Annotated in this window: 21 protein-coding genes; 10 read left to right on the forward strand and 11 right to left on the reverse strand. The window is 63.0% G+C overall.

Annotated features, from left to right (window positions below; translation table 11 throughout):
* Positions 1-9: 9 nt before the first annotated feature.
* Positions 10-897, reverse strand: coding sequence for a LysR family transcriptional regulator (locus tag AC07T0_RS05880; protein ID WP_495000266.1), 888 nt, complete (start codon positions 895-897; stop codon positions 10-12).
* Positions 898-1034: 137 nt separating this feature from the next.
* Between AC07T0_RS05880 and AC07T0_RS05885 the strand changes: the two genes are divergently transcribed.
* Both AC07T0_RS05885 and AC07T0_RS05890 read left to right on the forward strand, forming a co-directional pair.
* The gene (locus AC07T0_RS05885; RefSeq protein WP_495000267.1) at positions 1035-2684 is read left to right on the forward strand and encodes a GMC family oxidoreductase; all 1650 of its coding nucleotides are present in this window, start codon (positions 1035-1037) and stop codon (positions 2682-2684) included.
* 205 nt (positions 2685-2889) lie between these two features.
* The gene (locus AC07T0_RS05890) at positions 2890-4512 is read left to right on the forward strand and encodes an MFS transporter (RefSeq protein ID WP_495000268.1); all 1623 of its coding nucleotides are present in this window, start codon (positions 2890-2892) and stop codon (positions 4510-4512) included.
* A gap of 292 nt (positions 4513-4804) precedes the next feature.
* Here the strand turns inward: AC07T0_RS05890 and AC07T0_RS05895 are convergent, their stop codons facing one another.
* From AC07T0_RS05895 to glyQ, 4 genes are read right to left on the reverse strand one after another with little or no spacing between them, the layout of a single operon-like run.
* A complete protein-coding gene (locus AC07T0_RS05895; RefSeq protein ID WP_495000269.1) occupies positions 4805-5599 on the reverse strand; it encodes a lysophospholipid acyltransferase family protein in 795 nt (264 codons plus the stop codon).
* A 57-nt stretch (positions 5600-5656) separates the two neighbouring features.
* On the reverse strand, positions 5657-6190 hold the full coding sequence (gene gmhB, locus AC07T0_RS05900) for a D-glycero-beta-D-manno-heptose 1,7-bisphosphate 7-phosphatase (RefSeq protein WP_495000270.1): 534 nt from the start codon (positions 6188-6190) through the stop codon (positions 5657-5659).
* A gap of 9 nt (positions 6191-6199) precedes the next feature.
* Positions 6200-8254 (reverse strand): glycine--tRNA ligase subunit beta, encoded by a 2055-nt coding sequence (gene glyS, locus AC07T0_RS05905; protein ID WP_495000271.1) that lies wholly within the window; start codon positions 8252-8254, stop codon positions 6200-6202.
* A complete protein-coding gene (glyQ, locus tag AC07T0_RS05910) occupies positions 8251-9204 on the reverse strand; it encodes a glycine--tRNA ligase subunit alpha (RefSeq protein ID WP_248804124.1) in 954 nt (317 codons plus the stop codon). Before glyQ ends, glyS begins: the two co-directional genes overlap by 4 nt.
* 81 nt (positions 9205-9285) lie before the next feature.
* Between glyQ and AC07T0_RS05915 the strand changes: the two genes are divergently transcribed.
* The 3 genes from AC07T0_RS05915 to AC07T0_RS05925 all read left to right on the forward strand — a co-directional run bounded on the left by AC07T0_RS05915 (position 9286) and on the right by AC07T0_RS05925 (position 11094).
* Positions 9286-9849: a DNA-3-methyladenine glycosylase I gene (locus AC07T0_RS05915; protein WP_495000272.1), complete on the forward strand. Its 564-nt coding sequence runs from the start codon at positions 9286-9288 to the stop codon at positions 9847-9849.
* 35 nt (positions 9850-9884) lie between these two features.
* Positions 9885-10772 carry a lysophospholipid acyltransferase gene (locus tag AC07T0_RS05920; protein WP_495000273.1) on the forward strand — a complete coding sequence of 296 codons (888 nt, stop codon included), beginning with the start codon at positions 9885-9887 and terminating at the stop codon, positions 10770-10772.
* A 76-nt stretch (positions 10773-10848) separates the two neighbouring features.
* Positions 10849-11094 carry a PilZ domain-containing protein gene (locus AC07T0_RS05925; protein ID WP_495000274.1) on the forward strand — a complete coding sequence of 82 codons (246 nt, stop codon included), beginning with the start codon at positions 10849-10851 and terminating at the stop codon, positions 11092-11094.
* Here the strand turns inward: AC07T0_RS05925 and AC07T0_RS05930 are convergent.
* The 5 genes from AC07T0_RS05930 to def form a co-directional block, all read right to left on the reverse strand.
* On the reverse strand, positions 11081-11404 hold the full coding sequence (locus tag AC07T0_RS05930) for a tetratricopeptide repeat protein (RefSeq protein WP_495000275.1): 324 nt from the start codon (positions 11402-11404) through the stop codon (positions 11081-11083). The two genes, AC07T0_RS05925 and AC07T0_RS05930, sit on opposite strands and share 14 nt — an antisense overlap.
* 77 nt (positions 11405-11481) lie before the next feature.
* On the reverse strand, positions 11482-12855 hold the full coding sequence (gene trkA / locus AC07T0_RS05935; RefSeq protein ID WP_495000276.1) for a Trk system potassium transporter TrkA: 1374 nt from the start codon (positions 12853-12855) through the stop codon (positions 11482-11484).
* A gap of 22 nt (positions 12856-12877) precedes the next feature.
* Entirely contained in the window at positions 12878-14185 is a 1308-nt protein-coding gene (gene rsmB / locus AC07T0_RS05940) for a 16S rRNA (cytosine(967)-C(5))-methyltransferase RsmB (RefSeq protein ID WP_495000277.1), read from the reverse strand.
* A complete protein-coding gene (fmt, locus tag AC07T0_RS05945; RefSeq protein WP_495000278.1) occupies positions 14182-15126 on the reverse strand; it encodes a methionyl-tRNA formyltransferase in 945 nt (314 codons plus the stop codon). Before fmt ends, rsmB begins: the two co-directional genes overlap by 4 nt.
* A gap of 142 nt (positions 15127-15268) precedes the next feature.
* A complete protein-coding gene (gene def / locus AC07T0_RS05950; RefSeq protein ID WP_495000279.1) occupies positions 15269-15775 on the reverse strand; it encodes a peptide deformylase in 507 nt (168 codons plus the stop codon).
* Positions 15776-15927: 152 nt separating this feature from the next.
* On the opposite strand from def, the gene AC07T0_RS05955 reads away from it, so the two are divergent.
* The 3 genes from AC07T0_RS05955 to tsaC all read left to right on the forward strand — a co-directional run bounded on the left by AC07T0_RS05955 (position 15928) and on the right by tsaC (position 18949).
* The gene (locus tag AC07T0_RS05955; RefSeq protein ID WP_495000280.1) at positions 15928-16950 is read left to right on the forward strand and encodes a LysM peptidoglycan-binding domain-containing protein; all 1023 of its coding nucleotides are present in this window, start codon (positions 15928-15930) and stop codon (positions 16948-16950) included.
* A gap of 293 nt (positions 16951-17243) precedes the next feature.
* Positions 17244-18344 (forward strand): DNA-processing protein DprA, encoded by a 1101-nt coding sequence (gene dprA / locus AC07T0_RS05960; RefSeq protein ID WP_495000281.1) that lies wholly within the window; start codon positions 17244-17246, stop codon positions 18342-18344.
* 47 nt (positions 18345-18391) lie between these two features.
* Positions 18392-18949: an L-threonylcarbamoyladenylate synthase type 1 TsaC gene (gene tsaC, locus AC07T0_RS05965; RefSeq protein ID WP_248799700.1), complete on the forward strand. Its 558-nt coding sequence runs from the start codon at positions 18392-18394 to the stop codon at positions 18947-18949.
* Positions 18950-19137: 188 nt separating this feature from the next.
* On the opposite strand, the gene AC07T0_RS05970 is transcribed toward tsaC, so the two are convergent.
* On the reverse strand, positions 19138-20115 hold the full coding sequence (locus tag AC07T0_RS05970; protein ID WP_495000282.1) for a quinone oxidoreductase family protein: 978 nt from the start codon (positions 20113-20115) through the stop codon (positions 19138-19140).
* Positions 20116-20295: 180 nt separating this feature from the next.
* Here AC07T0_RS05970 and hemF point away from each other — a divergent pair, with 180 nt between their 5' ends.
* Complete coding sequence (gene hemF / locus AC07T0_RS05975; RefSeq protein ID WP_495000283.1) at positions 20296-21216, forward strand: oxygen-dependent coproporphyrinogen oxidase; 921 nt, start codon at positions 20296-20298, stop codon at positions 21214-21216.
* The gene (gene aroE, locus AC07T0_RS05980; RefSeq protein ID WP_495000284.1) at positions 21216-22037 is read left to right on the forward strand and encodes a shikimate dehydrogenase; all 822 of its coding nucleotides are present in this window, start codon (positions 21216-21218) and stop codon (positions 22035-22037) included. The genes hemF and aroE overlap by 1 nt, the downstream gene beginning before the upstream one ends.
* Positions 22038-22148 lie beyond the last annotated feature (111 nt).

The following is a 22148-nucleotide window of genomic DNA, read 5'->3' on the forward strand; positions in this document are numbered from 1 at the left end:
TCGATATTTTTACTGCGCCAGCAACACCCCCTGCTCACTCGCGCACAACGCCAGCAGAAAATCCCACACCACTCGCAAGCGCACTGACTTGTGCAGCTCCCGTCGGGTACTGATCCAGTAGCTGCGCTGGATGGTTTCCTCCGGCAATACCCGCACCAGTTGCGGGTCGTCCTTGGCCATGTAGTTGGGCAACACCGCAATCCCCAGCCCGGCCCGCGCCGCCTGTTGCTGGGCTATCACGCTGGTGCTGCGAAAAATCACATTCGGTGTGCGGCAGAAGTTGTTGAGGAACAGCAGTTCCTCGCTGAACAGCAGGTCGTCGACGTAGCCGATCCAGTTGTGTTGCGACAGATCATCCCGGTGCTGCAACGCCCGCGCCCGGGCGAGGTAGTCCGGGCTGGCATACAGCGCCAGGCGATAGTCGGTCAGCTTGCGAGTGATCAACAGGTCGGCATTCGGCCGGTCGAGGTGGATGCTGATTTCCGCCTCGCGGTTGAGGATGCTGACGAAACGCGGCACCGCCACCAGTTCCACTTCCAGCCCCGGATAACGTTCGTACAGGCTGCCCATGCGAGTGGTGAGAAACATGATGCCGATCCCTTCGGTCACCCCCAGGCGGATCTTGCCCAGGGGCGCGATGGCCTGGGTGATTTCCTCCTGGGCCAGCAAGGCGACATTTTCCATGGCCTCGGCATGCTTGAGCAAGGCCTGGCCCGAAGGCGTCAGCTCGTAGCCCTGGGCATGCTGGACAAACAGCGCCGTGCCCAGACTCTGCTCGATGGTCTCGATATGCCGGGCCACGGTGCTGTGGGTAGTGTTCAGGCGCTTGGCCGCGGTCAGCAGGCGTCCGCTGCGCTGCAACTCGAGGAAAAAACGTAGATCGTTCCAGTCGAACATCGGGCTTCCTTGTGAATCGCAGGGTTCACTGCCTTGCTTGAAAACGCACAGCACTTGCGCAAAAACGAAGGTTTTCATCTCGAAACTAATCAATAACATGAAGGGAGGCAAGAACAATAAAAAAGGCGAGGTTGCCTATGTCATCCGCCCACCTGCCCTATGACTACGTGATAGTCGGTGCCGGGCCCGCAGGCTGTGTGCTGGCCAATCGGCTGTCCGCCGATCCGCGGAACCATGTGTTGCTGCTCGAAGCCGGCGGCCGGGATAACTACCCGTGGATTCATGTGCCGGTAGGGTATCTGTACTGCATCGGTAATCCACGCACCGACTGGTGCTTCAAGACCGAAGCACAACCCGGCCTGCAAGGGCGCAGCCTCGGCTACCCACGCGGCAAGGTGTTGGGCGGCAGTTCTTCGATCAATGGCATGATCTACATGCGTGGCCAGGCCGGCGACTATGATCGCTGGGCCGCGCAAGGTAACCCGGGCTGGGCCTGGAACGATGTCCTGCCGTTGTTCAAGCGCAGCGAAAACCACTTTGGCGGCGCCAGCGAATTCCACAACGACCAGGGCGAATGGCGGGTCGAGCAGCAGCGCTACTCCTGGTCGATCCTCGACGCCTTCCGCGACGCCGCGGCTGAAAACGGTATCGCCAGCGTCAGCGATTTCAACGCTGGCGATAACCAGGGCTGTGGGTACTTTCAGGTCAACCAGCGTTCCGGCGTACGCTGGAATTCGTCGAAAGCCTTTCTGCGGCCGATCCTCAAGCGCCCCAACCTGACGATCCTGACCGGAGTCCAGGTTGACCGGGTAACCCTGGAACAGGGCCGCGCCTGTGCCGTTGTCGCGCGCTGGCAGGGTGAGGAACATGTGTTCAACGTTCGTCGCGAGATCATTTTGTCTGCCGGTTCGGTCGGCTCCCCCGGCATTCTCCAGCGTTCGGGCATCGGCCCGCGGCCCTTGCTGGAAAACCTCGGGATCGCGCTGCATCACGAATTGCCGGGTGTCGGCGGTAATCTGCAGGATCATCTGCAACTGCGCCTGATCTACAAGCTCAGCCATGCCCGTACCCTCAACCAGGTCGCCAATAGCCTGTGGGGCAAAGTCGGCATGGGCCTGCGTTATCTCTACGACCGCAGTGGTCCGTTGGCCATGGCGCCGAGCCAGTTGGGGGCGTTCGTAAAGTCCTCGCCGGAGCAGCCCTCGGCCAATTTGCAGTACCACGTGCAGCCCTTGTCGCTGGAACGCTTCGGTGAGCCGCTGCATCGGTTCCCGGCCTTTACCGCCTCGGTGTGCAACCTGCGACCGATGAGTCGGGGGCGGATCGATATTCGTTCGGCCGATCCGGATGTGCCGCCATTGATTGACCCGAATTACCTGAGCGATCCCGAGGATCTGAACGTCGCGGCCGAGGCAATCCGGCTGACTCGGCGCATTGTCGACTCCCCTGCCCTGCGGCGCTTCCAACCCGAGGAATACCTGCCCGGGGCGGCGCTGCAAACTGAAGAACAGTTGCATGAGGCGGCCGCGCGGATCGGTACGACGATCTTTCACCCGGTGGGCACCTGCCGGATGGGCAGCGGCGCACTGGATGTGGTGGATGCCCGGCTACGGGTGCACGGTGTCGCGGGGTTGCGGGTCGCCGATGCGTCGATCATGCCGGACATCGTCTCCGGCAATACCTGTTCACCAACGGTGATGATTGCCGAGAAGGCGGCGCAGATGATTCTGGAGGATGCCCCGGCCATTCATGACATTCAAACGGAGGAAATTCTGGCCCCCTTGTAGGAGCCGGCTTGCCGGCGATGGCGTCGGTATGGGCGATGCATGACTCCAGGGCCTCATCGCCGGCAAGCCAGCTCCTACAAGGGGCCGCGTTATACCGGTAGATCGCGTCAATAGTGCAAAAGCGGATTCCGGTGGAAGTCAGCCGGAATCCACAGTGGAACAACAACAATAATCACTGTGGCCCTCAGGGCCGAGGACATGGCAAATGTCGGACTACATCGAGCAACAGTCCGTGAGCGCAACCGCGAGCACTGGCAAGGAAGAACGAAAGATCATTTTTGCGTCATCCCTCGGGACGGTTTTCGAGTGGTATGACTTTTTTCTCTATGGCGCCCTGGCGGCGGTGATCAGCAAGCAGTTCTTTGCCGGGGTCAACGACACCACGGCGTTTATCTTCGCCCTCATGGCATTTGCCGCGGGTTTCCTGGTCCGGCCTTTCGGCGCCCTGGTGTTCGGGCGCCTGGGAGATATGATCGGGCGCAAATACACCTTCCTCATGACCATCATCCTGATGGGCCTTTCCACCTTTGCTGTCGGCTTGTTGCCAACCTACACCAGCATCGGCCTCGCCGCGCCGATCATCCTGGTCCTGCTGCGCATGCTCCAGGGGCTGGCGCTGGGTGGCGAATACGGTGGCGCCGCGACTTACGTGGCGGAGCACGCACCGACCGGCAAGCGCGGTTCGTATACCGGCTGGATTCAATCCACCGCCACCCTGGGCCTGCTCCTGTCCCTGCTGGTGGTGCTCGCCAGCCGTTATATCAGCGGCGACCAGTTTGAAGTCTGGGGCTGGCGCCTGCCGTTCCTGCTGTCGATCTTCCTGCTGGCGATTTCCACTTGGATCCGCCTGAGCATGCACGAGTCGCCGGCTTTCGTGAAAATGAAGGCCCAGGGCAAGGTCAGCCGCTCGCCGATCCGCGAATCCTTCGGCTCCTGGCAGAACCTGAAGATCGTCCTGACTGCCCTCTTCAGCATCAACGCCGGGCAGGCGGTGACCTTCTACACCGCGCAGTTCTACGTGCTGTTCTTCATGACCCAGATGCTCAAGATGGACCCGACCCAGGCCAATACCCTGCTGATCATCAGCGTGGTGATCGGTGCGCCGTTTTTCGTGCTGTTCGGCTGGCTGTCGGACAAGATCGGCCGCAAGCCGATCCTGATGCTCGGCCTGCTGCTGGCGACGCTGTGTTATTTCCCGCTGTTCAAGGCCTTGAGCCATTACGCCAATCCGCAGATCGATGCGGCCAGCCGGCAGGCGCCGATTGTGGTGCTGGCCGACCCGGCGAGTTGCACCTTCCAGTTCGACCCGGTGGGTAAAGCCCGTTTCGATAGCCCGTGCGACAAGGTCAAGACCTTCCTGGTCAAGCAGGGTCTGCCCTATAGCTCGCAGGCCGCGGCAGCTGGGACGGAGGTGACGGTATCGGTGGGTGAACAGAAGATCAGCGGTTTCGACGAAGCGGCGATGCGCTCGGCGATCACCACGGCGGGCTATCCGGCCAAGGCCGATAGTGCGTCGGTGAACGAGCCGATGGTGGTGCTGCTGATTGTCTTGCTGATTCTGATTGCCACCATGACCTATGGCCCGCTGGCGGCGGTGATGGTCGAGCTGTTCCCGACGCGCATCCGCTACACCTCGATGTCGTTGCCCTACCATATCGGCAACGGCTGGTTCGGCGGGTTCCTGCCCACGGTGTCCTTTGCGCTGGTGGTCTACACCGGGGATATCTTCTATGGCCTGTGGTACCCGGTATTGGTGACCGGGGTCAGCCTGGTGGTGGGGTTGTGCTGCCTGAAGGAGACCAAGGGCGTGGATCTGGACAAGGTCTGAGGTTACCGACGACCTTGTAGACACCACGAAACCTTGTAGCTGGCTTGCCAGCGATGGCGCCCTTGACGCTTGCATCGCCCATAACGGCCTCATCGCCGGCAAGCCAGCTCCTACAAGGGAGCGTATTTAGCCAGGAAAAACCGGCATTAAAGCCGGTTTTTTTATCGCTTGAAAAAACTTATGCACGATTTACAGCAGAAAGTCATACAGAGAAATAAGCAATAAAATCAGTCGCTTAGGTAGTTTTTCTGAAAGAAATCAAAATCTTGTACACAAGTTATCCACAATTACCTCAAACCACGACGGACGCCTCTGCCGCCGGTGCCGGCGGCAATGAGCCCATCTCCCGCTGAGTCTGCTCGTTCCAGGCCTGAACCCGGTCGTTGAGCTCGGCAATCGCCCGTGGCCCGCTGCCCTCGGCCATCATCGGCGCGCCGATCACCACGGTGATGGTGCCCGGGTTCTTCAGCCAGCCGGTCTTCGGCCAGAACTTGCCGGCGTTGTGGGCAATTGGCAGCACCGGCAGATCGGCGTTCACCGCCAGTGCCGTACCGCCCCGGGAGAACTTGCCGACCGTACCGAACGGCACGCGGGTGCCTTCCGGGAAGATCAGCACCCAGACATTGTCCTTGAGCAACTCGTCGCCCTTCTTCGCCACATGCTTGAGCGCCGCCTTCGGGTTGTCCCGGTCGATGGCGATCGGCCGCAACATGGCCATGGCCCAGCCGAAGAACGGCACGTACAGCAACTCACGCTTGAGCACCTGGCTCAACGGCGAGAAGTAGGCCGAGAGGAAGAAGGTTTCCCAGGTGCTCTGGTGATTCGACAGAATCACGCAAGGGCGCTCGGGCACATTCTCCGCACCCTTGATCTCGACCGTGATGCCGAGGAAGACCTTGGTCAGCCACAGGGCACAACGGCACCAGTACACGTTGATAAAGCGATAACGTGCCTTGAACGGCAGGAACGGCGCGATAAAAAAGCTCAGGGAGCACCACAACAGCGAACTGGTGCCCAGTAGCAGGTAAAAGAAAAAGGTTCTGATGGCCTGCAGGATCGACATAGCGGCATTTACCGTTGCGGGCATTGCCCGCCTATAAAAAGCGCTTCCCGAACAGTCCTTGGTCAGGAGGTCAGAAGAGCTTCAGTTGTGGATAAGTTCTGCGGCAACCGCCGCCAGATCGTCAAAAACCAGGGTGCCCACCGGCAGGGTTTTACCCAGTGTCTTTTCGCCTTTACCGGTTTTTACCAAAACAGGCTGACAGTCGACGGCCTGCGCCGCCTCCAAGTCACCGAGGCTGTCGCCGACAAACCATAGCCTGGCCAACGACACCCCATAATGTTCGGCAATGCTGTGCAACATGCCGGGCTTGGGTTTGCGGCACGCGCAGCCCTCATCCGGGCCGTGCGGGCAATACACCACCAGCCCCAGCGTACCGCCCTGTTGCGCCACTAACGAACGCAGGCGCTCGTGCATGGCTTCCAGGGTGGCGATGTCGTAGTAGCCGCGAGCAATGCCGGACTGGTTGGTGGCCACCGCCACCGTCCAGCCGGCCCTGCTCAACTGCGCGATGGCTTCGATCGCGCCGGGGAGTGGAATCCATTCCTCCACCGACTTGATGTAGGCGTCGGAGTCCTGGTTGATCACCCCGTCCCGATCGAGAATCAGCAGTTTCAAGACGCGCCCTCAGCCCAGCAGCGAAATATCGGCGACACCCAGGAACAGGCCTCGCAGACGCGCCAGCAGCGCATAACGGTTGGCGCGTACCTTGGCGTCCTCGGCATTTACCATCACCGCTTCGAAGAACGCATCCACCGGCTCGCGCAGGGCGGCCAGGCGTGCCAGCGATTCGTTGTACTGGCGTGCCGCGGCCATCGGCTGGACCGCCTGGTCCGCCTGCTGGATCGCCGAGTACAGCGAGAACTCGTTGGCGTTGTCGAAGTACTTGGCTTCCACGGTGCTCGGGATGCTGCCTTCGGCCTTGCTCAGCAGGTTCGATACACGCTTGTTCACCGCCGCCAGGGCTGCCGCTTCCGGCAACTGGCGGAATTTCTGCACGGCTTGTACGCGTTGGTCGAAGTCCAGCGCCGAACCCGGCTTGAGGGCACGTACCGACAGGTAGGTCGCGACGTCTACGCCTTCGTCTTCGTAACGGGCGCGCAGGCGGTCGAAGATGAACTCCAGCACCTGGTCGGCCAGGCCGGCGGCCTTGACCCGGGCACCGAAGGCCTTGACCGCGAACTCCACGGTCTCGATCAGATCGAGGTCGAGCTGCTTGTCGATCAGGATGCGCAACACGCCGAGGGCGGCGCGACGCAGGGCGTAGGGGTCTTTGCTGCCAGTCGGCAGCATGCCGATGCCGAAGATCCCGACCAGGGTGTCGAGCTTGTCGGCAATCGCCACCGCCGCACCGGTCAGGGTGCCTGGCAGTTCTGCGCCGGCACCGCGGGGCATGTACTGTTCGTTCAGGGCCAGGGCGACATCTTCCGGCTCGCCGTCATTGAGGGCGTAGTAGTAACCGGCAACACCTTGCATCTCCGGGAACTCGCCGACCATCTCGGTGGCCAGGTCGCACTTCGACAGCAGACCGGCACGGGCCGCGCGCTGGGCGTCGCCGCCGATGCGCGGGGCGATGAACGCGGCCAGCTTGGAAACACGCTCGGCCTTGTCGTAGACGCTGCCCAGTTTCTCCTGGAACACCACGTTTTGCAGACGCAGGTTGAACTGTTCGAGCTTCTGTTTCTTGTCCTGCTTGAAGAAGAATTCGGCGTCGGTCAGGCGCGGGCGAACGACTTTCTCGTTACCGGCGATGATCTGTTGCGGGTCCTTGCTCTCGATGTTGGCGACGGTGATGAAGCGCGGCAGCAGCTTGCCTTCGCCGTCCAGCAGGCAGAAGTACTTCTGGTTGTCCTGCATGGTGGTGATCAGGGCTTCCTGAGGCACGTCGAGGAAGCGTTCTTCGAAGGCGCACACCAACGGCACCGGCCATTCGACCAGGGCGGTGACTTCGTCGAGCAGGTCGGCCGGCATGATCGCGGTGCCTTCCTGCTGGGTCGCCAGCTCGGTGGTGCGTTTGCTGATCAGCTCGCGCCGTTCGCCAGCGTCGGCCAGGACATAGGCGGCGCGCAGGTCGTTCAGGTAGTTGGCCGGCGAGGTGATACGCACGCTTTCCGGGTGGTGGAAGCGGTGCCCACGGGAGTCGCGACCGGATTTCTGGGCGAGGATGGTGCAGTCGATGACCTGATCACCGAGCAGCATCACCAGCCACTGGGTCGGACGCACGAACTCTTCCTTGCGCGCGGCCCAGCGCATGCGCTTGGGAATCGGCAGGTCGTTCAGCGAATCCTCGACGATGGTCGGCAGCAGGCTGCTGGTTGGCTTGCCCTGGATGCTCTGGGTGTAGCGCAGTTTCGGCCCGCTCTGGTCGATTTCGCTCAGTTCCACGCCGCATTTCTTGGCGAAGCCGAGGGCGGCCTGGGTCGGGTTGCCTTCGGCGTCGAAGGCGGCCTGGCGTGGCGGCCCGTCGAGGTTGATGCTGCGGTCCGGCTGCTGGGTTTGCAGCTGGGTCAGCAGTACCGCGAGGCGGCGCGGCGCGGCGTAGACCTGTTTGCTCTCGAAACTCAGGCCGGCGCTTTGCAGGCCCTTTTCGATGCCGGCGAGAAAAGCCTCGGCCAGGGTATTGAGGGCCTTGGGTGGCAGCTCTTCCGTGCCCAGTTCAACCAGAAAATCTTGAGCACTCATTGTGCTGCCTCCAACTTAGCCAACACTTCGTCACGCAAATCCGCGGTTGCCATCGGGAAGCCCAGTTTGGCCCGGGCCATCAGATAGGCCTGCGCCACCGAACGGGCCAGGGTGCGGACCCGCAGGATGTACTGCTGGCGCGCGGTGACCGAGATCGCCCGGCGTGCATCCAGCAGGTTGAAGGTGTGCGAGGCCTTGAGGACCATTTCGTAGCTCGGCAACGGCAGCGGCTGGTCCAGTTCGATCAGGCGCTTGGCTTCGCTTTCATAGAAATCGAACAGTTCGAACAGCTTCTCGACGTTGGCGTGTTCGAAGTTGTAGGTCGACTGCTCGACTTCGTTCTGGTGGAACACGTCGCCGTAGGTCACCTTGCCGAACGGGCCGTCGGCCCAGACCAGGTCGTAGACCGAGTCGACGCCCTGCAGGTACATCGCCAGGCGTTCGAGGCCATAGGTGATTTCGCCGGTGACCGGGTAGCACTCGATGCCGCCGGCCTGCTGGAAGTAGGTGAACTGGGTGACTTCCATGCCGTTGAGCCAGACTTCCCAGCCCAGGCCCCAGGCGCCGAGGGTTGGCGATTCCCAGTTGTCCTCGACGAAACGGATGTCGTGCACCAGCGGGTCGAGGCCGACATGCTTGAGCGAGCCCAGGTACAGCTCCTGGAAGTTGTCCGGGTTCGGCTTGAGGACTACCTGGAACTGGTAGTAATGCTGCAGGCGGTTCGGGTTTTCGCCGTAGCGGCCGTCAGTCGGGCGGCGGCTGGGTTGTACGTAGGCGGCGTTCCAGGTTTCCGGGCCGATGGCGCGCAGGAACGTGGCGGTATGAAAGGTGCCGGCGCCTACTTCCATATCGTAGGGCTGAAGTACCACACAACCTTGCTCGGCCCAGTATTGCTGGAGGGCGAGGATCAAGTCTTGGAAGGTACGCACGGCTGGCGTAGGCTGGCTCACGAAATTCACCTGTTACTTGGGCTGCGATTCAAAAGGCGGGAGTATACCCGATTCGGCCACGCGCACGCCCCCTGGAGCCTTATGCCACGCTGCTTTTGGTGCAACGACGATCCTTTGTACATGGCCTATCACGATCAGGAGTGGGGCGTGCCGCTGCGCGATGGGCAGCGTCTGTTCGAGTTGCTTTTGCTCGAAGGGTTCCAAGCCGGTTTGTCGTGGATCACCATCCTGAAGAAACGCGAGCACTACCGGAAGGTCTTGTTCGGCTTCGATGTGCACGCAGTCGCGGCCATGAGCGATGCCGATATCGAGCAATTGATGCTCGATCCGGGGATTATCCGTAATCGTCTGAAACTCACTGCCGCGCGGCGCAATGCCCAGCTCTGGCTGACGCTGGAGGATCCGGTGGCGCTGCTCTGGTCCTTTGTCGGTGGCGTGCAGAAGATCAATCATTTCAAGGTCCGCGGCGAAGTCCCGGCCGTCACCCCCGAGGCCGAGGCGATGAGCAAGGCGCTGAAGAAACTCGGCTTCAAATTCGTTGGCCCGACCATCTGCTACGCCCTCATGCAGGCCTCCGGCATGGTCATGGACCACACCACCGATTGTGATCGCTACGCGACATTGGCCACGCCACGGTTACAATAGCCGGCTAACAAGCTCGATCACGACAGGAGTGGCCTGTGGACAAGTTTAAAGGCGCCATGCTGGTGGGGGCGTTGCGGTTGTTTGCACTGCTGCCCTGGTGCGCGGTGCAGCGGGTGGGCGCGGCCATCGGCTGGATGATGTGGAAGCTGCCCAACCGTTCCCGCGAAGTGGTGCGGATCAACCTGGCGAAATGTTTCCCGGAACTCGACCCGGTGGCTCGCGAGCAATTGGTCGGCCGCAGCCTGATGGGCATCGGCAAGTCCTTTACCGAAAGTGCCTGCGCCTGGATCTGGCCGGCCCATCGCTCCATGGAGCGGGTGCGCGAAGTCGAAGGCCTGGACATCCTCAAGGAGGCCCTGGCCTCGGGCAAGGGGGTGGTCGGTATCACCAGCCACCTGGGCAACTGGGAAGTGCTCAATCACTTCTATTGCAGCCAGTGCAAGCCGATCATTTTCTATCGCCCGCCCAAGCTCAAGGCGGTCGACGAGCTGTTGCGCAAGCAGCGGGTGCAGTTGGGCAACCGGGTTGCCGCCTCCACCAAGGAAGGCATCCTCAGCGTCATCAAGGAAGTGCGCAAAGGTGGTGCGGTGGGCATTCCCGCTGACCCGGAACCGGCCGAATCCGCCGGGGTGTTCGTGCCGTTCCTCGGTACCATGGCGCTGACCAGCAAGTTCGTGCCCAATATGCTCGCCGGCGGCAAGGCGGTGGGCGTGTTCCTGCATGCGTTGCGGTTGCCGGACGGTTCGGGCTTCAAGGTGATCCTCGAAGCCGCGCCCGAAGCCATGTACAGCACTGATACAGAGACCTCCGTGGCTGCCATGAGCCAGGTGGTGGCGCGTTATGTGCGGGCTTATCCGGACCAGTACATGTGGAGCATGAAGCGCTTCCGCAGGCGCCCGGCGGGTGAGAAACGCTGGTACTGAAACGAGATTGGCATGATCTGTGGATAAGTCCGCGATACGGATTTATCCACAGGTGCACCTTCCAAGGACGCAACAGATGTCCAATAACAAGAACTCCTTGCGCATCAAGATCCAGCATCCCAGCATCGGCGAGTGCCTGGGGCAGACACGCAACCTGTCCAGCAAGGGCGTGTATGTGACGCACCCGAGCTTGTCGTGCCTGACCACCGGCGAGGTGGTCTATGGCCAGGTGCAGGGGCTGTCGGCGGTGGCGCCGCGGATTCGCATGGAAGTGGTGCGGGTCGACGTCGACGGCATCGGCCTGCGCTTCATTGACCTTTGAGCGCGGCTTTTTCGAGCTTTTTCAGAAACACCGTCATTTCCTTTTCCGCCTGCTTGTCGCCATGGCCGCGGGCGGCTTCCAGTCCCTGCTCCCAGGCTTGCCGGGCCGCGGCGGTGTCGCCCGCGGCCTGATGGGCCTTGCCCAGCAGTTTCCAGGCGGCGGAGTATTTCGGGTCGAAGTCGACGCAGCGTTGCAGGTGTTCGGCGGCTTTGGTGTTGTCCCCAAGGTCCAGGTAACCCTTGCCGAGGCCGAAGCGCAGCAGCGAGTTATCCACACCCTTGGCGAGCATTTTTTCCAGTGATTCGAGCATGACGTTCCTTCTGTGTTGCCGTTGAGATAGCTATCGCTGGCAAGCCAGCGATGACGGCCGTCCAGGCGCCGCAATACTTAGAAAAAGCTCAGACCGACATGAAACAGCTTTTCCACATCGCGGATCTGCTTTTTATCCACAAGGAACAGAATGACATGATCGCCAGCCTGGATCACCGTCGCATCGTGGGCGATTAGCACCTCTTCGTCGCGAATGATCGCGCCGATGGTCGCCCCCGGCGGCAAGGCGATATCCGCGATCGCCCGGCCCACCACCTTGCTCGACTTCGCATCGCCATGGGCAATCGCCTCGATCGCCTCCGCTGCCCCGCGCCTGAGGGAATGCACGCTGACGATATCGCCGCGCCGCACATGCGCGAGCAAGGTGCCGATGGTCGCCAGTTGCGGACTGATGGCGATATCGATCTCGCCGCCCTGGACCAGGTCGACATAGGCCGAGTTGTTGATCAGGGTCATGACCTTCTTCGCCCCGAGGCGCTTGGCCAGCAGCGACGACATGATGTTGGCTTCATCGTCGTTGGTCAGGGCCAGGAACACGTCGGTGTCGGCGATGTTTTCTTCCAGTAGCAGGTCACGGTCCGAGGCGCTGCCTTGCAGCACCACGGTGCTGTCCAGGGTGTCCGAGAGGTAGCGGCAACGCGCCGGGTTTTTCTCGATGATCTTGACCTGGTAACGGCTTTCAATGGCTTCGGCCAGCCGCTCGCCGATCTGTCCGCCGCCGGCGATCACAATGCGCTTGTAGCGCTCGTCGAGGCGGCGCATTTCGCCCATTACCGCGCGGATATGCGCCTTGGCGGCGATGAAGAACACTTCGTCGTCGGCTTCGATCACCGTGTCGCCACGGGGCATGATCGGCCGGTCGCGGCGGAAGATCGCCGCCACGCGGGTGTCGACGTTGGGCATGCGTTCGCGCAACTGACGCAATTGTTGCCCCACCAGTGGCCCGCCGTAGTAGGCCTTGACCGCCACCAACTGGGCCTTGCCCTCGGCGAAGTCGATCACCTGCAAGGCGCCCGGGTGCTCGATCAGGCGCTTGATGTAATGGGTCACCACCTGCTCCGGACTGATCAGCACATCCACTGGAATCGCGTCGTTGTCGAACAGCCCGGCGCGGGTCAGGTAGGCCGCTTCACGGACCCGGGCGATCTTGGTCGGGGTGTGGAACAGGGTGTGGGCGACCTGGCAGGCAACCATGTTGGTTTCGTCGCTGTTGGTCACCGCCACCAGCATGTCGGCGTCATCCGCGCCGGCCTGGCGCAGGATTGTCGGAAACGAGGCGCGGCCCTGCACGGTGCGGATATCCAGGCGGTCGCCGAGGTCGCGCAGGCGCTCGCCGTCGGTGTCGACCACGGTGATGTCGTTGGCTTCGCTGGCCAGGTGTTCGGCCAGCGTGCCGCCGACCTGGCCGGCACCGAGGATGATGATTTTCATCAGCTCGCTCCGTTACCCCGGCTCAGCCGCGCGCGGCGATCTTGATCAGTTTGGCGTAGTAGAAGCCATCGTGACCACCTTGCTGGGCGAGCAACTGGCGACCGTGGGGCTGCTTGATGCCAAAGGCCCCGGCGATGTCCAGCTCGCGGGCGCCGGAGGTCCGGGACAGGAACGCCGCGATCACTTCGGTGTTCTCGGTCGGCAAGGTCGAGCAGGTGGCGTAGAGCAGGATGCCGCCGACTTCCAGAGTCGTCCACATTGCGTCCAGCAGTTCGCCTTGCAAGGCGGCCAGGGCGGCGATGTCGTCGGGCTGGCGGGTCAGCTTGATGTCGGGATGGCGACGGATCACGCCGGTGGCCGAGCACGGCGCGTCCAGCAGGATGCGCTGGAACGGCTTGCCGTCCCACCATTTGGCGGTGTCACGCCCATCGGCGGCGATCAGTTCGGCGTCCAGGCCAAGGCGTTCGAGGTTCTCGCGCACCCGTACCAGGCGCTTGGCCTCCAGGTCGACGGCAACCACGCCGGCCAGTTGCGACTGGACTTCGAGGATATGACAGGTCTTGCCGCCAGGGGCGCAGCAGGCGTCGAGCACCCGCTGGCCGGGCGCCAGGTCGAGCAGGTCGGCGGCCAGTTGCGCGGCTTCGTCCTGGACGCTGATCCAGCCTTCGTTGAAGCCGGGCAGGTTGCGCACGTCGCCGGCCTCTTCCAGGACGATACCGTCCGGGCTGTAGACACAGGCCTGCGCGCCGACTCCGGCGTCGCCCAGCAGCTTGAGGTAGGCATCGCGCGAGTGATGGCGGCGATTGACCCGCAGGATCATCGGCGGGTGGGCATTGTTCGCCGCGCAGATGGCTTCCCATTGTTCCGGCCAGAAGGCTTTCAGGGATTTCTGCAGCCAGCGTGGGTGGGCGGTACGCACCACCGGGTCGTGTTCCAGCTCGGCCAGCAGCGCCTCGCTTTCCCGTTGCGCGCGGCGCAGCACGGCATTGAGCAAGGCCTTGGCCCAGGGTTTTTTCAGCTTGTCGGCGCAACCGACGGTCTCGCCGATGGCGGCATGGGCTGGCACGCGGGTGTAGAGCAGTTGATAGAGGCCGACCAGCAGCAAGGCTTCGACGTCGGTATCGGCGGCCTTGAAGGGTTTTTGCAGCAGCTTGGCCGCCAGTGCCGAGAGGCGTGGCTGCCAACGCGCGGTGCCGAACGCCAAGTCCTGGGTCAGACCGCGATCGCGAGCCTCGACCTTGTCCAGTTGCAGCGGCAACGAGCTGTTGAGCGACGCCTTGCCGTTGAGGACGGCGGTGAGTGCCTTGGCGGCGGCCAGACGCGGGTTCATTGGCCGAGCACCGTACCGAGGGCGAATTTCTCGCGGCGGCTGTTGAACAGATCGCTGAAATTCAGCGCCTTGCCGCCGGGCAGTTGCAGGCGGGTCAGGCACAGGGCGCCGGCGCCGGTGGCGACGATCAGGCCGTCCTTGCTCGCGGCGAGGATTTCACCCGGCGCGCCCTTGCCTTCGGCCACGCCACCGGCCAGTACTTTCAGGGCTTCGCCGTCGAGGGTGCTGTGGCTGACCGGCCAGGGGTTGAAGGCACGAATCAGGCGTTCCAGCTCGACCGCCGGACGGTTCCAGTCGATACGCGCCTCGTCCTTGTTCAGCTTGTGGGCGTAGGTGGCGAGGCTGTCGTCCTGCACTTCGCCGTCCAGGGTCCCGGCGGCGAGACCGGCGATGGCCTGGAGCACGGCGGGCGGGCCGAGTTCGGCCAGGCGATCATGCAAGGTGCCGCCAGTGTCTTCGGCGCTGATCGGGGTGACGCTCTTGAGCAGCATCGGCCCGGTGTCGAGTCCGGCCTCCATGCGCATCACGGTCACGCCGCTTTCGCGATCACCGGCTTCGACGGCGCGCTGGATCGGCGCCGCACCGCGCCAGCGCGGCAGCAGCGAGGCGTGGCTGTTGATGCAACCCAGGCGCGGGATATCCAGCACCACCTGTGGCAGGATCAGGCCGTAGGCGACCACCACCAGCAGGTCCGGCTTGAGCGCCGCCAGTTCGGCCTGGGCCTCGGCGTTGCGCAGGGTCGGCGGTTGCAGGACGCTGATGCCGTGCTCCAGCGCGAGCTGCTTGACCGGGCTCGGCATCAGCTTCTGCCCACGGCCCGCCGGCCGATCCGGTTGGGTGTAGACCGCGACGATCTGGTAAGGGCTGTCGAGCAGGGCCTTGAGATGTTCGGCGGCGAATTCGGGGGTGCCGGCAAAGACGATGCGCAGTGGCTCAGACATAAAAAGGGCTCGCTTGGATACTGTAGGAGCGAGCTTGCTCGCGAGGGTGGCCGGGGCAGCGCGGGGTATCAGGTACCCCGCGTTATCGTTGACGTCCATCGCGAGCGAGCTCGCTCCTACAGGAGATACAGGAAGGGGCGGATCAGGCGTTCTGGCGATGGAGCTTTTCCAGCTTCTTCTTGATCCGGTCGCGCTTGAGCGTAGACAGGTAATCGACGAACAGCTTGCCGTTGAGGTGATCGCATTCATGCTGGATGCACACCGCCAACAGGCCTTCGGCCTCCAGTTCGAACGGCTTGCCGTCGCGGTCCAGGGCCTTGACCCGCAGTTTCGTCGGGCGGTCGACGTTTTCGTAGAAGCCCGGCACCGACAGACAGCCTTCCTGGTACTGCTCCACTTCCGCGGTCAGGGTTTCGAACTCGGGGTTGATGAACACCCGGGGTTCGCTACGATCTTCGCTCAGGTCCATGACCACGATACGCTGGTGCACATTGACCTGGGTCGCCGCCAGGCCGATGCCTGGGGCTTCATACATTGTTTCAAACATGTCGTCGATCAGCTGCCGCGCCTGGTCGTCCACCACGGCCACGGGTTTGGCGATGGTGCGCAGGCGCGGGTCTGGAAATTCGAGGATGTTTAAAATGGCCATAGGCGTATTTGCTGCACTTGTGAGGTAAAGTCAGAGACGGTTGCCGAAATGTCCCGGTGGGATCGGCTACCGTTGTAAAACGTTCTCCCTGGGAGCGAGCCGCGGGGGCTCTGGCGTTTCACGCGAAGGCACATAATAAAGGGATTCACTGCATGAGGAAAACACTACTCGCCCTGTTGCTGGCCGTTAGCGGCGTCGTGCAGGCGCAAGTGCAACTCAAGGACGGTTATCCACAGCGCTATACCGTAGTGCGCGGTGACACACTTTGGGACATTTCCGCCAAGTTTCTCAGCGAGCCGTGGAAGTGGCCGGAGATCTGGCACGCGAACCCCCAGGTGGCCAATCCGGACCTGATCTATCCCGGCGACACCCTGACCCTGCAGTTCGTCGACGGCCAGCCGCGGTTGGTGGTGGATCGCGGCGCGTCGCGGGGGACCGTGAAGTTATCGCCGCAGGTGCGCCGCTTGCCGGTGGCCGAGGCGATTCCGAGTATTCCGCTGGAAAAGATCAATGCGTTCCTGTTGAGCAACCGCATTGTCGACAACGCCAATGATTTCCAGAAAGCCCCGTATATCCTGGCCGGCAGCAATGAGCGGGTGCTCAGTGGCATGGGCGACCGGATCTATGCCCGTGGCGTGTTCGACCCGGCGCACACGGTGTACGGCCTGTTCCGCCAGGGCAAGGTCTATACCGACGCGCAGACCAAGGAGTTCCTTGGGATCAACGCCGACGACGTCGGCACGGGCGAGTTGGTGGCGACCGAAGGCGATATCGGCACGTTGAACCTGCGCCGCACCACCCAGGAAGTTCGCCTGGGTGACCGCCTGTTCGTCAGCGAAGAGCGCCCGGTCAATTCGACGTTCATGCCCAGTGCGCCGCAAGTGCAGATCCTCGGCACGATCATAGATGTGCCACGGGGTGTTACACAGATCGGGGTCATGGACGTGGTCACGATCAATAAGGGGCGACGCGATGGCCTGGTCGAAGGCAACGTTCTAGCGGTGATGAAGACCGGCGAGACCGTACAAGACCAGATCACCGGACAGCGGGTGAAGGTCCCCGACGAACGTTCGGGCCTGTTGATGGTGTTTCGCACCTACGAAAAGCTCAGCTATGGTTTAGTACTTACTGCCACGCGGTCCCTGACAGTTCTGGACAAGGTGCGCAACCCGTAGCGCTGGATGCTCGATGGCTGGCCGAAGACTCGGTCCCCCTGAAACCCCGCGTCTTTGTGGGAGGCCGGCTTGCTGGCGATGGCGATGCAAGACTCACCGCCGCCATCGCTGGCAAGCCCGCTCCCACAATGATCGTGTTTGGGTCCTGCAATTGCGCTTTCCAATGGATCAGAACGCTGCCTCCAGGGTAGCGTCCAAGGTCGCCTCCGTTAGCAGGCTAAACAGGTTACCCACAGAGTTATCCACAGCTTGTTCCTGCTGTTCCAGGACCGCCACAGATCAAGGATGATCCGATGTCGCTGTCCAACTGTACCTCCCTGTCCCCGGCAGAGCTGGAAGCCCGCCTGCGTCTGCACCGACTGCCGGAACTCGGTCCACGGCGCTTTCGCAGCCTGATCAAGGCCTTCGGTTCGGCCTCGGCGGCCCTTGGTGCGCCGGCCGCCGCCTGGCGTGCGCTAGGCTTGCCGACGGCCTGTGCCGAGGCGCGCCGCAGCCCTGAAGTGCGTGACGCTGCCAGCGCTGCATTGCGCTGGCTAGAGCGCCCGGCTTGTCATTTGGTGATGTGGGACCAGGGCGATTACCCGGCCCTTCTCGCCGAACTGGACGACGCCCCGCCGTTGCTGTTCGTGGCCGGCGACCCTACCCTTCTGGAACAACCGCAGCTGGCGCTGGTTGGCAGTCGGCGTGCCTCCAAGCCAGGCATGGACACGGCGGCGGCCTTTTCCCGAAGCCTGGCCGGCGCCGGTTTTGTCATCACCAGCGGGCTGGCGCTGGGGATCGACGGCGCGGCCCATCAGGCGGCCCTGGACATCGGCGGGCGAACTATCGGGGTACTCGGTACCGGCCTGGAAAATTTTTATCCACAACGCCATCGCCGGCTGGCGCAGGCCATGATTGCCCAGGGCAGCGCCGTGGTGTCCGAGTTGCCGCTGGAGGCAGCGCCGCATCCGAGCAACTTTCCCCGGCGCAACCGGATCATCAGCGGCTTGTCCCTGGGCGTGCTGGTGGTGGAGGCCAGTGTCGCCAGCGGCTCATTGATCACCGCCCGGCTGGCGGCGGAACAGGGACGCGAGGTGTATGCGATTCCCGGCTCCATCCACCACCCCGGCGCCAAGGGTTGTCATCAGTTGATCCGCGACGGTGCGGTGCTGGTGGAAACCGTCGAACATATCCTCGAACCCTTGCGTGTCTGGCAGCGGGTGACGGCCAGCCCTATTCCCACTGCGTCCGAGCACCCGCTACTAGGCTTGCTGCACGCCGCGCCGCAGAGCAGCGAGGCCCTGGCCCAGGCGTCTGGCTGGGCACTGCCGCGAGTATTGGCGGCACTGACCGAGTTGGAGCTCGAAGGCCGGGTTGCCAATGAAAGCGGACGCTGGTTAGCTCGCGCGAGGTAGGCTTACCTGAGTAAACTGCGAGCAGCGTTAAATCCGGAGAGCGAGCAATGGTCAACAGTTGGCGTGTGCAAGAAGCCGCACGAGAAATTCGCGCAGGGGCGGTGATTGCCTATCCAACCGAGGCGGTCTGGGGCTTGGGTTGCGATCCCTGGAACGAAGAAGCGGTGGACCGCTTGCTGGCGATCAAAAATCGTTCGGTGGACAAGGGCCTGATCCTGATCGCCGACAATATTCGCCAGTTCGATTTTCTCTTCGAGGATTTCCCGGAAGACTGGATTGACCGCATGGCCAGTACCTGGCCGGGACCCAATACCTGGTTGGTGCCGCATCAGGACCTGTTGCCGGAGTGGGTGACCGGTGTGCATGACACCGTGGCCTTGCGGGTCAGCGATCATCCGTTGGTGCGCGATCTGTGTTCGTTGGTGGGGCCGCTGATTTCCACTTCCGCCAATCCCCAGGGGCGCCCGGCGGCGCGCACGCGGATTCGCGTGGAGCAGTATTTCCGTGGGCAGCTCGACCTGGTGCTGGGCGGTAACCTGGGTGGGCGCAAGAACCCGAGCCTGATTCGCGACCTGGCGACCGGCAAGGTGGTGCGCCCGGCGTAAGAGCGGTGTGCGGGCAAGCACCGCTCCCACAAGAGGGCGGACGCTTCCTCGGAGACCGCGTTATCGTTCATCGCCAGCAAGCCGGCTCCTAGAGGACGGTGTCGATCACAAAAAGGTGTTGCGACACGGAGACTGTCGGAGCCGGCTTGCTGGCGATCCGCTGCGTCAACAGCGGCCGCCCACCTCGATCACGGCAACAATACGGTCGACCCGGTGGTCCGTCGCGCCGCCAGTTCGGTCTGGGCCTTGGCCGCGTCCGCCAGGCCATACCGTGCGCCGATCTCGATCTTCAGTTTGCCGCTGGTGATCATCCCGAACAGATCCTTCGCCATGAGCTGCAGGTTTTCTGCGTTGTTGGCGTAGGTCGCCAGCGTCGGTCGGGTCACATACAACGAGCCCTTGGCCGCCAGGATCCCCAGATTGACGCCGTCCACCGCGCCCGAGGCATTGCCGAAGCTGACCATCAGCCCACGGGGTGCCAGGCTGTCCAGCGAGGTCAGCCAGGTGTCCTTGCCCACGCCGTCATACACCACCGGGACCTTCTTGCCATCGGTCAACTCCAGCACCCGCTTGGCCACATCCTCATGGCTGTAGTCGATGGTTTCCCAGGCACCCAGAGACTTGGCCAGGGCCGCCTTTTCCGGCGAACTGACGGTACCGATCAGCTTTACGCCCAGGGCCTTGGCCCACTGGCAGGCGAGCAGGCCGACACCGCCGGCCGCGGCGTGGAACAGCACGGTTTCGCCACCCTTCAACTCATAGGTCTGGCGCAGCAGGTACTGCACCGTCAGGCCCTTGAGCATCACCGCGGCCGCCTGTTCGAAGCTGATACCTTCCGGCAGATGCACCAGATTGGCCGCCGGCAGCACATGCACTTCGCTGTAGGCGCCCAAAGGACCGCTGCCATAGGCCACGCGATCACCGACCTTGAACTGGCTGACCTCGCTGCCGACCGCCTCGACCACGCCAGCCCCCTCGGCCCCCAGGCCCGACGGCATGGTCGGTGGTGCATACAGCCCGCTGCGCAAATAGGTGTCGATGAAGTTCAGGCCGATGGCGTGGTTGCGTACCCGCACCTGCTGCGGGCCCGGCTCGGCGGGGGTGTAGTCGACATACTCAAGGACTTCGGGGCCCCCATGGGTGCGAAACAGGATACGTTTGGCCATCTTTCTCTCCTTGGACATTTCACTAAGGGGCGCGGTGTGGCGCGATGCAAGGGCCCTATCGGACTCCTTCGCTTGATCTTCGTCAACAGCGACGAGCATAAACGCGGTGCTATGCTACGCGCCTCTTTGCCACCGGCCGTCCGAGAGGCCGCGTGGCTTTGCCCGATTCAAGGTGATGCCATGACTACCCGCACCGAGGCCGTGAAAGCCTACCTGCTCGACCTGCAAGACCGTATCTGTGCCGCCCTGGAAGCCGAAGACGGTGGCGCGCATTTTGTCGAAGACGCTTGGACCCGCCCCGCCGGTGGCGGCGGTCGGACCCGGGTGATCGGCAACGGCCAGGTCATCGAGAAAGGCGGCGTGAACTTCTCCCACGTCTTCGGCAGCGGCCTGCCACCGTCGGCCAGCGCCCATCGGCCGGAACTGGCCGGGCGCGGCTTCGAGGCCCTGGGCGTGTCGCTGGTGATTCACCCGCACAACCCCCATGTACCGACGTCCCACGCCAATGTGCGCTTTTTCATCGCCGAGAAGGAAGGTGAGGAACCGGTCTGGTGGTTCGGCGGCGGTTTCGACCTGACGCCCTACTACGCCAATGAAGAAGACTGCGTGCACTGGCACCGGGTGGCCGAGCGTGCCTGTGCGCCGTTTGGCGCCGATGTCTACCCACGCTACAAGGCCTGGTGCGACAGTTACTTCCATATCAAGCACCGCAACGAGCCACGGGGTATCGGTGGCCTGTTCTTCGATGACCTGAATGAGTGGGACTTCGACACCAGCTTTGCCTTCATGCGGGCGATCGGCGATGCCTATATCGAGGCGTACCTGCCGATCGTGCAGCGGCGCAAGGCCCAAGCCTGGACCGAACAGCAGCGCGAGTTCCAGGAGTTCCGTCGCGGTCGTTACGTGGAGTTCAACCTGGTGTACGACCGTGGCACCCTGTTCGGCCTGCAATCGGGTGGCCGTACCGAGTCGATCCTGATGTCGTTGCCGCCGCAAGTGCGTTGGGGCTATGACTGGAAGGCCGAGCCCGGCAGTGCCGAGGCGCGCTTGACCGAGTACTTCCTGCAGGACCGCGACTGGCTGGCGGAGGGTGATGCCTGATGGATCGTTATGTCGTCTTCGGTAACCCCATCGGCCATAGCAAGTCGCCGTTGATTCACCGTCTGTTCGCCGAGCAGACCGTTCAGCCGTTGGACTACAGCACCTTGCTGGCACCTCTTGATGATTTTTCCGGCTGTGCCCGGGCGTTTTTCCAGGAAGGCCGCGGGGCCAATGTGACGGTACCGTTCAAGGAAGAGGCCTATCGCCTGGCCAACAGCCTGACGGCCCGGGCACAGCGGGCCGGGGCGGTGAATACCTTGAGCAAGCTGGCCGATGGCAGTTTGTTGGGTGATAACACCGATGGCGCCGGGTTGGTGCGTGATCTGACGGTCAATGCCGGGTTCAGCCTGCGGGGCAAGCGCATCCTGCTGCTGGGGGCTGGCGGTGCGGTACGTGGCGCGCTGGAGCCGTTGCTGGCGGAGCAGCCGGCTTCGGTGATCATTGCCAATCGGACCGTTGAGAAAGCCGAGTTGCTGGCTGAGTTGTTCGCCGACCTGGGGCCGGTGTCCGCCAGTGGGTTTGACGGGTTGCGCGAGCCGGTGGACCTGATCATCAATGCCACTTCGGCGAGTCTGTCGGGGGATGTGCCACCGATTGCGCCAAGCCTGATCGAGCCAGGCAAGACCCTCTGCTACGACATGATGTACAGCAATGAGCCGACGGCGTTCTGCCGTTGGGCGAGCGAGCATGGTGCGGCGGTGTCGATGGATGGCCTGGGCATGTTGGCGGAACAGGCGGCGGAGGCTTTCTTCCTCTGGCGCGGTGTACGCCCGGATACGGCGCCGGTGTTGGCGGAGTTGCGGCGTTTGCTGGCCCTCTGAGCAAGGGCACAATATGACTGGCGGATCGCTCTAATGTGGGAGCGGGGGGGGGGGGGGGGGGGGGGGGGGGGGGGGGGGGGGGGGGGGGGGGGGGGGGGGGGGGGGGGGGGG

It is taken from the genome of Pseudomonas sp. GW821-FHT04D07, assembly GCF_059420225.1.

Bases quoted from the DNA above. Each gene is read 5' to 3' on its own strand.
- AC07T0_RS05930 (WP_495000275.1), bottom strand. From the start codon at position 11,404: ATGCTCGAATCACTGGAAAAAATGCTCGCCAAGGGTGTGGATAACTCG.
- aroE (WP_495000284.1), top strand. From the start codon at position 21,216: ATGGATCGTTATGTCGTCTTCGGTAACCCCATCGGCCATAGCAAGTCG.
- def (WP_495000279.1), bottom strand. From the start codon at position 15,775: ATGGCCATTTTAAACATCCTCGAATTTCCAGACCCGCGCCTGCGCACC.
- trkA (WP_495000276.1), bottom strand. From the start codon at position 12,855: ATGAAAATCATCATCCTCGGTGCCGGCCAGGTCGGCGGCACGCTGGCC.
- dprA (WP_495000281.1), top strand. From the start codon at position 17,244: ATGTCGCTGTCCAACTGTACCTCCCTGTCCCCGGCAGAGCTGGAAGCC.
- AC07T0_RS05890 (WP_495000268.1), top strand. From the start codon at position 2,890: ATGTCGGACTACATCGAGCAACAGTCCGTGAGCGCAACCGCGAGCACT.
- AC07T0_RS05925 (WP_495000274.1), top strand. From the start codon at position 10,849: ATGTCCAATAACAAGAACTCCTTGCGCATCAAGATCCAGCATCCCAGC.
- AC07T0_RS05955 (WP_495000280.1), top strand. From the start codon at position 15,928: ATGAGGAAAACACTACTCGCCCTGTTGCTGGCCGTTAGCGGCGTCGTG.
- AC07T0_RS05880 (WP_495000266.1), bottom strand. From the start codon at position 897: ATGTTCGACTGGAACGATCTACGTTTTTTCCTCGAGTTGCAGCGCAGC.
- AC07T0_RS05970 (WP_495000282.1), bottom strand. From the start codon at position 20,115: ATGGCCAAACGTATCCTGTTTCGCACCCATGGGGGCCCCGAAGTCCTT.
- fmt (WP_495000278.1), bottom strand. From the start codon at position 15,126: ATGTCTGAGCCACTGCGCATCGTCTTTGCCGGCACCCCCGAATTCGCC.
- AC07T0_RS05885 (WP_495000267.1), top strand. From the start codon at position 1,035: ATGTCATCCGCCCACCTGCCCTATGACTACGTGATAGTCGGTGCCGGG.
- glyS (WP_495000271.1), bottom strand. From the start codon at position 8,254: ATGAGTGCTCAAGATTTTCTGGTTGAACTGGGCACGGAAGAGCTGCCA.
- hemF (WP_495000283.1), top strand. From the start codon at position 20,296: ATGACTACCCGCACCGAGGCCGTGAAAGCCTACCTGCTCGACCTGCAA.
- AC07T0_RS05895 (WP_495000269.1), bottom strand. From the start codon at position 5,599: ATGCCCGCAACGGTAAATGCCGCTATGTCGATCCTGCAGGCCATCAGA.
- tsaC (WP_248799700.1), top strand. From the start codon at position 18,392: ATGGTCAACAGTTGGCGTGTGCAAGAAGCCGCACGAGAAATTCGCGCA.
- rsmB (WP_495000277.1), bottom strand. From the start codon at position 14,185: ATGAACCCGCGTCTGGCCGCCGCCAAGGCACTCACCGCCGTCCTCAAC.
- AC07T0_RS05915 (WP_495000272.1), top strand. From the start codon at position 9,286: ATGCCACGCTGCTTTTGGTGCAACGACGATCCTTTGTACATGGCCTAT.